Raw genomic sequence first — 9,662 nt, forward strand, 5'->3', positions numbered from 1 at the left:
CGTAGAAACCACAGGCAAGACCTCTCAGGCGGCACAGAAAGAAAACAATAAAATTCTGCAGGCTGTGACAAAAGCCATGCAGGATATAGGCGTAGCGAAGGAAAATATCGTGACGACCTATACTTCCGTATATCCCCAGTACGTATATGACGATAACACAGGCAACCGTACTGTCAGCGGCTATCGCTCCTATACAGACCTGCAGGTGACAACGAAAGATATCGACAACGCAGGCAAATATATCGACACTGCTCTGAAAGCCGGCGCAACTGGCACAGGCGGTGTAAATTTCTCTATTTCCGACCAGAGTGCTTATTATGGGCAGGCGCTGCAGGTAGCAGTGAAAAATGCAGAAAAATCCGCTACATCCATCGCCAATGCCTATGGCAGACAGCTGGGGGATGTGAAAAACGTCACGGAAACTTCCAGAAATGCCTATTATGTGGAAACAGCCAATCTGTCTAAAATGATGGTAGCAGAAGAAGCCGTAGCCGATGCTGCAGGCGACAGCGGTACGACCATCAGCTATGGTAAGATCCAGATCACAGCAAATATCTCCGTTACTTATGCTTTCTAAAAAATAAAAGGATACCTTCCGGTATCCTTTCTTTTTATTCGTATGGTCTCATTTTTCTGCTGTTCGCGCCGTATTCCTGCAGAGATTTGATCTGCTCATTTGCATCCCATTCAATCACATAGATGCCATCCATCCAACGGGCGCCGCCATTCATACTCAGGGCTTCCATGTGCCATTCCACGATGGTCTTATCTTCCGCATGAATGAATTTTTTTGCGTCCCAAACATTCATCTGGTTGTGCTTATGCCAGTCGGCAAACCATCTGCCGATCTCTTCCTTGCCCTGATACTGGTTGCCCCAACATTCGGTATATTCCACATCATCAGCAAAGATCGCTGCCATAGGAGTGATATCTTCACCCAGCCACATTTCGAACCAAACTTTGATCGTTTCTTCTCTCTGACGCATCATAAAACGCACCCCCATCTCTCTTCTTGTTCTCAGTTCACGAACAAATGTATTTCTGATAGTTTCATTTTATCACAAAAACTACTGTCTTACAAGGAATAAAAAATCCCCGCCAAAGCAGGCGGGGAATCTTTTTAAATTTCAATTATTTTTTTGTGGGAACCAGAACTTTTGTACCGCCCATGTAAGGCCACAGAACTTCGGGGATATTTACTGTGCCATCAGCCTGCAGGTTGTTTTCCAGGAATGCGATCAGCATACGAGGAGGCGCTGCTACTGTGTTGTTCAGTGTATGAGCGAAGTATCTCTTGCCATCTGCGCCCTGAACGCGGATACCCAGTCTTCTTGCCTGTGCATCGCCCAGGTTGGAGCAGGAACCGATTTCGAAGTATTTTTTCTGTCTGGGAGACCATGCTTCAACGTCAACAGATTTTACTTTCAGGTCAGCCAGGTCGCCGGAGCAGCATTCCAGTGTTCTTACGGGAATATCCATTGTACGGAACAGGTCTACTGTGTTCTGCCACAGTTTATCATACCACATGGGGGATTCATCGGGGTTACATACAACGATCATTTCCTGTTTTTCGAACTGGTGGATACGGTAAACGCCTCTTTCTTCGATACCGTGAGCGCCTTTTTCCTTACGGAAGCAAGGGCTGTAGCTTGTCAGTGTCTGAGGCAGATCTTCTTCTTTTGTTACGGAATCGATGAATTTACCGATCATGGAGTGTTCGGATGTACCGATCAGATACAGGTCTTCGCCTTCAATCTTATACATCATAGCGTCCATTTCAGCAAAGCTCATTACGCCTGTAACAACGTTGGAACGGATCATGAAAGGAGGGATGCAGTATTTGAAGCCTCTGCCGATCATGAAATCTCTAGCGTATGCCAGAACTGCGGAATGCAGACGAGCGATATCGCCCATCAGGTAGTAGAAGCCATTGCCGGCAACTTTTCTTGCGCTTTCCAAATCGATACCGTCGAAGGAAGCCATGATATCTGTGTGATAAGGAATATCGAAATCGGGAACAACGGGTTCACCGAATTTTTCAACTTCTACGTTTTCGCTGTCATCTTTACCGATAGGAACGGAAGGATCGATGATATTGGGAATTGTCATCATGATCACTTTGATACGTTCTTCTACTTCTTTTTCTTTTGCAGACAGTTCTTCTGTTCTTGCAGCATCAGCGGCGATCTGTGCTTTTACTTTTTCCGCTTCTTCTTTTTCGCCTTTGCCCATCAGCGCGCCGATCTGTTTGGACAGTTTATTTCTTTCCGCACGCAGCGCTTCAACTTCCTGTTTGATGGCTCTGTTTTCTTTATCCAGTTCCAGAACTTCGTCTACCAGAGGCAGTTTCTGATCCTGGAATTTTTTGCGGATGTTTTCTTTTACTACTTCAGGGTTTTCTCTTACAAATTTGATGTCTAACATTTTGTGACCTCCTTAGAATAAATGAGTAATTCATTGGATTGGAGGATTTTTTTGTATAAAAAAAATCCTCAATCCCCTATACATATTCAGGGACGAGAATTTCCCGCGTTGCCACCCAAATTGCTCGGATGAGATCCGAACCTCTTGAACAGCTATAAAGGGCTTACCCTTCCGACTTTCATCGGCAGCTTGGAAAGTGGAACATCTTCTATCCTCCGCCGATTCACACCAACCATCGGCTCTCTGCAGGAGACTTCGAAAATTTAGCTTTCCTTCAGGCTTTCGCCATCGCTATTTTGATTTATTTTGTGGAATTCTTCTCCACTATAATTTGCATTATATCATAATCAAAAAAATAATCAACCCCTATTTTTCCCGGTTTTGGGGCAGATCTGCCCCACTGAGATCCTCAACTTTTATCGAAACAGGACCTTTTTCTAATCATTTTTTAATATTTCTATAAAGCCAAATTCCACTTTGCCGTGCTATACTATTAACGTACAAGAAAACCCCTTTTCCTGTACCACAATATGCCCCGGGGTAGTGCGCACACCCCATAGGATCAACGTCTCCCCTGGCGTTGATCCTTTCCCTTAAAAAATAAAGGATGTCGATTTTTCGACATCCTTTTTCTTTTATAGTATAAATTTCTCAATAACTTCTGCCACGCCATTCTCCTCTGCGTTCCGTTCGGTGATATAATCCGCCGCAGCTTTTACATGTTCTTCCCCATTGATCATAGCCACCCCCAGGCCGGCCTTCAAAATCATGGACAAATCATTATCGCCATCGCCAATGGCAATGGTATCCTTAATATCCACGCCTGCCTGTTTCGCCGTCGCTTCCAGGGCATTGCCCTTGCTGATGCCCTTTTTCACGAATTCCAGATAGGTCTCCGCAGAATAGAAGAGATTCACCTGATTCCCGAGGATCTCCTCCGCGTAGGCCTTTACCTTTTCCAGCTTTTCTCTGGGGCCGCTGAACAGGCATTTTGTCAATTCCCCTTCATATTCCGTGGGGCAGTTTACCAAACGGGGCTTTGTGCGCATCACCTTGCAATATTCCGCCACCACATCCGTCAGCCCTTCACACATGAAATTGCGGTCATCATAATAGAACAGCTCCAGACCGCCCAGACTGCGGGCAAAATCTGCTACAGGCTTCAGCATCTCTGTAGAAAAGCTCTCCTTGATGACCAGCTTCATATCTTTCAAATCATACACAGCGGCACCATTCTGGCAGATGACATAACCCTTTTTCCCGATCAGTCCCAATTCCTCCAGATGTTTTTCCACACCGAAAACGCCCCTGCCGGTGCAGATGACAAAGTCCACACCCTTATCCACAGCTTTTCGGATAGCAGTGGAGTTTTCCACAGAAATGCGTACTCCTTTCCATAATAATGTGCCGTCCATGTCGGAAAATACCATTTTATAGCCCATTTTGGCCTCCTTTGTTTACATAAATACTTATCCATATCCTGTGGATAACCCTGTTGATATTGTGGAAAACTTTATGGATAACTTCCACTTTTACACAAGTTATCCACAAAATGTGGACAATTTTTCAACTTATCCACAGGACTTTTCCCCATACTTTTGGGTTTCGGGCAGGTGTTTTCCCGCCCTCCCATGGCGTATCCACGTTCATTTTTATATGAAAAAAGGGGCTGTTTTTGCCCCTTTTCGCTTATTCTTCTTCGTTTTCTTCCTCTTCATCGGGTCTTTCGATAAATACGGCTTCCTGGAACATAGGCTCCATGAAATCAGGTTCAGGAATTTCTGATTCTTTCACAGATTCTGTTTCCTCTGTGTTATCCACAGTTTTCTCCTCTTCTTCCACAGCTTCTTTTGTTTCTGCAGCTCTGGCTTCCTCCCTCATTTTCAGGATGGATTCCGCCGCGGCGATCTTGCCCGCCAGGGTTTCTTCCTTTAAAATAAGGTCTTTTTCCGCCTGAGTCACGTCGCCGATGGAAGTTCTGGGCGCAGCCATCTTTTCCTCTGCTCCATCCACTTCCACCATTTCCACCTGATCCAGTGTGATCTGTTCATCCATGGCAGTATCCTTATCTTTGCGTTTGAAAGTAGGCTTGAAGCGAACCTTAACGACCTTTTCATGTTCCGGCTGATAAGTGTTGTTCTTCGCCATTTCTACTGCTTTGATTTCCTCTTCAGAAAGCATGTAGGTGCTGACGCCCATTTCGATGGGCTTTGCATAGGTGAAGGAACCGGTACGGCTATGGATACCATTCAGCACCACGCCGTTATCGTTGCCATCCAAAAGGGCCAGCGCAAAACAGAGGTTACCGCCCATTTCATCGAAGGGATTATAACGGATGAGGCCAACCTTCTGTATCTTGGATTTATCTGTTTTATCCATATCCGTCACCATATCCAGCAGCTTGGTGTATTTTTCTTCGATGCGCTTGGATGTTTCAAAATATTCTTCTATTTTCATTTCGAGGTTATGGGAAGGTCTTCTGTTGGCCCCCATAAAATAATCATACTTTTTCTTCTGCCCGCTGAATTTGACAAACAGCACGATGCAGAGGATAAAAAGTACGACCACCGCCACCGCCAGAACCAGCAGCGCTATCGTCATCATTTCCTGTGTCAATTCGATCATATGCTTCAATCCTTATCGTTTCAGGAGCGCCAGCAGGCGTTCCAGGTCTTCCTCGGAATAGTATTCGATTTCAATTTTCCCTTTATTCCGTTTCCCCATGGGTTTCAGTTTTACCTTTGTGGAAAACAGAGATTTCAGGTCATCTTCAATGGCGCGGTAAGCAGTTTCGTCCACCTTCGCCTTTTCTTCTTTTTCTTCGACGGGTTTTTCCGCCTTCTGTTGATATGCTTTCACCAGCGCTTCCACGGCACGCACACTGAGGCCCTCTTCGATGACATGTTCCGCCAGCTCGAACTGGGCATCGCCATCGGTAATGGGCAGCAACGTACGGGCATGTCCGCCTGTCAGTTTATTTTCCACAACGAAATTGCGGACTCTGGGGTCCAGCTGCAGCAAACGCAGGGAGTTTGTGATAGCAGAACGGCTTTTGCCTACCTTTTCCGCTATTTTTTCCTGGCTCAGGCCGAATTCTTCCTGCAAACGCTGATAGCTTTCGGCTTCTTCCATGGGGTTCAGGTCTTCTCTCTGCAGGTTTTCCACCAGAGCAGCTTCGAATGCTTCTCCTTCTTCCCATTTTTTTACCACGACAGGCACTTTTTCCATGCCTGCAATTTTCGCTGCGCGCCAACGGCGTTCCCCTGCGATGATTTCATAATAATCGCCAGATTTTTTCACCACAATGGGCTGGATCATACCGTAGGTTTTCAGGGAAACAGCCAGTTCTTCCAGGGCCGTTTCGTCAAAATATTTTCTGGGCTGTTTGCGGTTAGGTTCGATCAGATCCAGTTCCAATTCCACAACAGCTTCATCTTTTTTCGCCTGAGGCTGCGCCACACGCATATCTTCCAGTTCTGTATTGATGAGGGCGTTGATACCAAGACCCTTCGCGCCCAAGCCTTTTTTCTTCACTGCCATATCAATTCCACTCCTTTTCCATGACTTCTTCTGCCAGCAATGCATAAGCCTCCGCGCCCTTGGATTTGGGGTCGTAGAGATTGATGGGCAGGCCGTGGCTGGGGGATTCCCCAAGGCGCACGTTTCTGGGGATGATGGTGCGATATACATTCTGACCCAGAGAACGTTTTACTTCCTCTACCACCTGCAGAGAAAGATTCGTTCTGGCATCGAACATGGTGAAAACGATGCCTTCGATCTCCAGATCGGGATTCAGGCGTTTTTTCACCAGATTTACCGTATGCAGCAGCTGTTCCAGGCCTTCCAGGGCAAAATATTCACACTGGATGGGAACCAAAACCGTATCTGCCGCCACAAGGGCATTGACTGTGATCATATTCAGGGAGGGAGGACAGTCGATGATGATAAAATCATACTCATCCTTCAATTCCGCCAGGGCTTCCCGCAGGATAAATTCCCTCTTGTCGTTGCCAATCAGTTCGATTTCCGCCCCGGTCAGGTTGATATTCGCAGGAACGACCTCCAAACCTTCCACACAGGTAGGCTGTTTCACTTCTGCCATGGTGGCTTCTCCCAAAAATACATCATAAATGGTCAGAGGGACGCCGTTTTTATCCAGACCCAGACCGCTGGTGGTATTACCCTGCTGGTCTGCATCCACGGCAAGGACTTTCTTTCCCTCTGCTGCAAGGCAGGCGGAAAGATTGATGGCTGTGGTGGTTTTGCCCACGCCGCCTTTCTGGTTCGTCACCGCAATGACTCTTACTTTGCTCATGTTTTTCCCGCCTTTCCTTAACATAAAATTACTTCCTTATATATAATAATACAACAGCATAAAAAAAGCAATGTTTCACGTGAAACATTGCTTTAAAAATTTCTTAATTATATTTTCTCGAAACAAAAGCCTGTCATTCGGATAGCACTTTTTGTGACTATATTATGAAAACGACCACGCTATGTTTCACGTGAAACATTAACCTTCGAAATCAACCATATTGGAGAAGGAAGGCATTCTCTGTTCTGTTGCCAGGTGGAATTTTTCCATAGCGAATCTGGCGATGGGCTGTGCAATCACTGCTTCAACTGCGAAAGAAATGGCAGCGTTTCTGGGCCAGTTATTAAAGAAGCTATAGAAAGGTGCCATAGAGATCTGTCTCATGCCGATCCATGTACCAACCACTGTCAGGATCACGGACATCAGCAGCACGCAGCACATTGCATTTACCAACATAACAACATCAAAGCTGTCGCCTTCTTTTAAGATCTTGTGGGCCAGCTTGCCAGCGGGCTTTTCTGTCAGCAAAACCAGAGCAATGACTACGGGCCAGATCAAAGGAACCGTATGCAGCGCATTTTTATATACTTCCAGGCTAAAGCCCATTTCCAGCATTGTGATTACGGGGGCAATAATATTTACAGAGATCACGGAGATGATCAGCATAAACAGAGCCTGTTCTTTTTTGTTTCTGGGTAATTTCATGTAGTATTCCATTCTTTTTTCTCCTCTCATTTTTGCGCAAAAAAATACCAGTCCAGAATCTTTCATCTGAAAAATTCTGTGCTGGTTCTCATAAACGATGTTATGTATTCGTACGCACAACATATTTTATTCCTTCTGGGGATAATCTCCCCGACTCACAAAATATATTGTATACAATTTCCAAAGAAATTGCAAACCGAAAAAAACCAATTTTTCCCAAATGTCTTTGTGAAAAAAGCGCATGCGTAGCTTGCAAAGCCCAGACTATGGGACCTATAATGCACAAGCAATGGATTTTCATAAAAAACAGAGAGGAATAACTCCTCTCTGCTTCTATTTACAACTTTGTAGGTAACCCTGCATTCTTAAAGAGATTAGATAGGATAGGTTCTGCCTTTTCGCCAACATGATCAAATTTACCGAAAACAGGAATAGCGCTTGGAATAACACGCATTTCGAAAGGCATATCAGGGCCCATTTCCCCATCCACAGTGGTTTCCTTGATTTCAAAGGTATCATCCAGACATTCTACCTTAAAATAATTGTCCTTCAAATACAGGATGTTCTTATCATGGATATGTTCGCCGGTCAGCATCTTCACTACGGTGGGCGTCATTTCATACAAAGGTCTGCCCTTCACAGCGATGAATTCAAACAGACCATCTGTCACTGTTGCGCCGGGGGAAAGATTCGTAAAACCGCCTGTGCCCGCAGAATTCAAGATCATATAGAAGTAAAGATCTTCCTCAATGATTCCCTGACTGGTGGTGATACGATAAGGAATCTTTCTGAACTGAGGCAGCTGTTCCACGCCTTTCAGATAATAGGAAAGGCTGCCCAGGGCATTTTTGATATCCTTATCCACTGTCTGAGAAACATTGGTGAAGTAACCACCTGCCACAACATTGATAAAAAAGATATCATCATTCACCAGCCCCAGATCGACGGGAACGGGTTCTGTGGAAACGATGGTCTTGCAGACATCCTCTACCTCGCCGGTCTTAAAGCCAAGATAAGTGGCAAAGTCATTGGCTGTACCGGAGGGGATGATGCCCAGAGGGATATGCAGTCCCCTTCTCATCAGAGCATTGATGACGATATTTACGGTACCGTCGCCACCGGAAGCCACAACGATGTCATAATTGGGGTCCATGGTGGCAATATGTTCATCGATATCCCCAGGGTGCAGGGTGCGGAAGGGATGAACCTCGTAGCCGCCCTCCTGGAAAATACCGATACATACGTCTAAATCAAATTTAAAGCTTTTGTTCCCAGAAAAAGGATTGTAAAACAATTTCAGCTTTTTCATACAAACATGCCTTCTTTCAAAAAGAGATATTTATACAAAAATAATTCACATACTTCGCAAAAGCACGTCATTCGTAGGACTTCGTCCTACTCATGTCGTTAGGTTTTCTAATATCAACGCAGAAAATCTTGCAAGCATTCATTCTGTATCACTTATTGAAAACGCTTTTACTCGCAAAAGCACGTCATTCGTAAACCTTCGGTTTACTCATGTCGTTAGGTTTTCTAATATCAACGCAGAAAATCTTGCAAGCAATTTTTCTGCGCCGCTATTGAAAACGCTTTTGCGTCACATCTGCTCGGGTGCAGAAATACCCAGCAGGCGCAGGCCTTCCTTCAAAACAGTCTTCACTGCAACAACAACCGCCAGACGGGCCTGACGCACTTCGGGTTCGCTGTTCAGAATAGGGTTATCATGGTAGAACTTATTGAACGCCTGAGAAATGGCCACCAGATGTCTTGTTACCACAGAGGGTTCCAGTTTTGCTGCGGCATCCTTGATCTTATCGGGGAATGCTTCCAGCAGTTTGCAAACATCCAGAGATGCTTCATCGGACAGAGTTGTAAAGTCGATATTTTCGAAATTCAATTCCCCTGCTCTCTTCAGGATGGAGCATGCACGGGCGTGTGTATACTGTACGTAAGGGCCTGTTTCGCCGTCGAAGTTCAACATTCTTTCCCAGCTGAATACAACGTCCTTGATTCTTGTATTATACAGGTCATTGAAGATAACTGCGCCGATACCAACCTGTTTTGCAACTTCATCTTTATTTTCCAGATTGGGGTTCTTTTCTTCGATGATACGTTTTGTTTCTGCGCAAGCCTGATTCAGCAGGTCTTCCATCAGGACAACATGGCCATGGCGAGTGGAAAGCTTGCCGCTATCCAGAGAAACCAGACCAAAAGGAAC

General features: G+C 45.3%; 10 protein-coding genes and 1 other annotated feature. Of the genes, 1 reads left to right on the forward strand and 9 read right to left on the reverse strand.

Annotated features, from left to right (window positions below):
* Positions 1-577, forward strand: a 577-nt coding sequence (locus tag IJ369_RS01945; protein WP_290715377.1) for an SIMPL domain-containing protein, incomplete at its 5' end; no start/stop codon positions are given.
* A gap of 34 nt (positions 578-611) precedes the next feature.
* Here IJ369_RS01945 and IJ369_RS01950 read toward each other — a convergent pair.
* From IJ369_RS01950 to argS, 9 genes are all read right to left on the reverse strand, one after another.
* On the reverse strand, positions 612-989 hold the full coding sequence (locus IJ369_RS01950; RefSeq protein ID WP_290715379.1) for a nuclear transport factor 2 family protein: 378 nt from the start codon (positions 987-989) through the stop codon (positions 612-614).
* A 142-nt stretch (positions 990-1,131) separates the two neighbouring features.
* On the reverse strand, positions 1,132-2,424 hold the full coding sequence (gene serS, locus IJ369_RS01955) for a serine--tRNA ligase (protein WP_290715382.1): 1,293 nt from the start codon (positions 2,422-2,424) through the stop codon (positions 1,132-1,134).
* Positions 2,425-2,509: 85 nt separating this feature from the next.
* Positions 2,510-2,710: a binding site (T-box leader), on the reverse strand.
* A gap of 349 nt (positions 2,711-3,059) precedes the next feature.
* Positions 3,060-3,866 carry a Cof-type HAD-IIB family hydrolase gene (locus tag IJ369_RS01960; RefSeq protein WP_290715384.1) on the reverse strand — a complete coding sequence of 269 codons (807 nt, stop codon included), beginning with the start codon at positions 3,864-3,866 and terminating at the stop codon, positions 3,060-3,062.
* Between the two features lie 247 nt (positions 3,867-4,113).
* Positions 4,114-5,049: a DUF4446 family protein gene (locus IJ369_RS01965; RefSeq protein WP_290715386.1), complete on the reverse strand. Its 936-nt coding sequence runs from the start codon at positions 5,047-5,049 to the stop codon at positions 4,114-4,116.
* Positions 5,050-5,061: 12 nt separating this feature from the next.
* The gene (locus tag IJ369_RS01970; protein WP_290715389.1) at positions 5,062-5,964 is read right to left on the reverse strand and encodes a ParB/RepB/Spo0J family partition protein; all 903 of its coding nucleotides are present in this window, start codon (positions 5,962-5,964) and stop codon (positions 5,062-5,064) included.
* Position 5,965: 1 nt separating this feature from the next.
* Positions 5,966-6,739, reverse strand: coding sequence for a ParA family protein (locus IJ369_RS01975; RefSeq protein ID WP_290715391.1), 774 nt, complete (start codon positions 6,737-6,739; stop codon positions 5,966-5,968).
* A 198-nt stretch (positions 6,740-6,937) separates the two neighbouring features.
* The gene (locus tag IJ369_RS01980) at positions 6,938-7,456 is read right to left on the reverse strand and encodes a hypothetical protein (RefSeq protein WP_290715393.1); all 519 of its coding nucleotides are present in this window, start codon (positions 7,454-7,456) and stop codon (positions 6,938-6,940) included.
* A 325-nt stretch (positions 7,457-7,781) separates the two neighbouring features.
* On the reverse strand, positions 7,782-8,753 hold the full coding sequence (locus IJ369_RS01985; RefSeq protein WP_290715396.1) for a YegS/Rv2252/BmrU family lipid kinase: 972 nt from the start codon (positions 8,751-8,753) through the stop codon (positions 7,782-7,784).
* A gap of 288 nt (positions 8,754-9,041) precedes the next feature.
* Positions 9,042-9,662: arginine--tRNA ligase domain-containing protein (gene argS / locus IJ369_RS01990; RefSeq protein WP_290715398.1), on the reverse strand; the 621-nt coding region annotated here is incomplete at its 5' end.

This window comes from Anaerotignum sp., assembly GCF_017483025.1.
Lineage (GTDB): Bacteria > Bacillota > Clostridia > Lachnospirales > Anaerotignaceae > Anaerotignum_A.

What these genes read in the sequence shown, in the direction of transcription:
- IJ369_RS01950 (WP_290715379.1), bottom strand. Translation starts at nt 989, where the DNA reads ATGATGCGTCAGAGAGAAGAAACGATCAAAGTTTGGTTCGAAATGTGG.
- serS (WP_290715382.1), bottom strand. Translation starts at nt 2,424, where the DNA reads ATGTTAGACATCAAATTTGTAAGAGAAAACCCTGAAGTAGTAAAAGAA.
- IJ369_RS01960 (WP_290715384.1), bottom strand. Translation starts at nt 3,866, where the DNA reads ATGGGCTATAAAATGGTATTTTCCGACATGGACGGCACATTATTATGG.
- IJ369_RS01965 (WP_290715386.1), bottom strand. Translation starts at nt 5,049, where the DNA reads ATGATCGAATTGACACAGGAAATGATGACGATAGCGCTGCTGGTTCTG.
- IJ369_RS01970 (WP_290715389.1), bottom strand. Translation starts at nt 5,964, where the DNA reads ATGGCAGTGAAGAAAAAAGGCTTGGGCGCGAAGGGTCTTGGTATCAAC.
- IJ369_RS01975 (WP_290715391.1), bottom strand. Translation starts at nt 6,739, where the DNA reads ATGAGCAAAGTAAGAGTCATTGCGGTGACGAACCAGAAAGGCGGCGTG.
- IJ369_RS01980 (WP_290715393.1), bottom strand. Translation starts at nt 7,456, where the DNA reads ATGGAATACTACATGAAATTACCCAGAAACAAAAAAGAACAGGCTCTG.
- IJ369_RS01985 (WP_290715396.1), bottom strand. Translation starts at nt 8,753, where the DNA reads ATGAAAAAGCTGAAATTGTTTTACAATCCTTTTTCTGGGAACAAAAGC.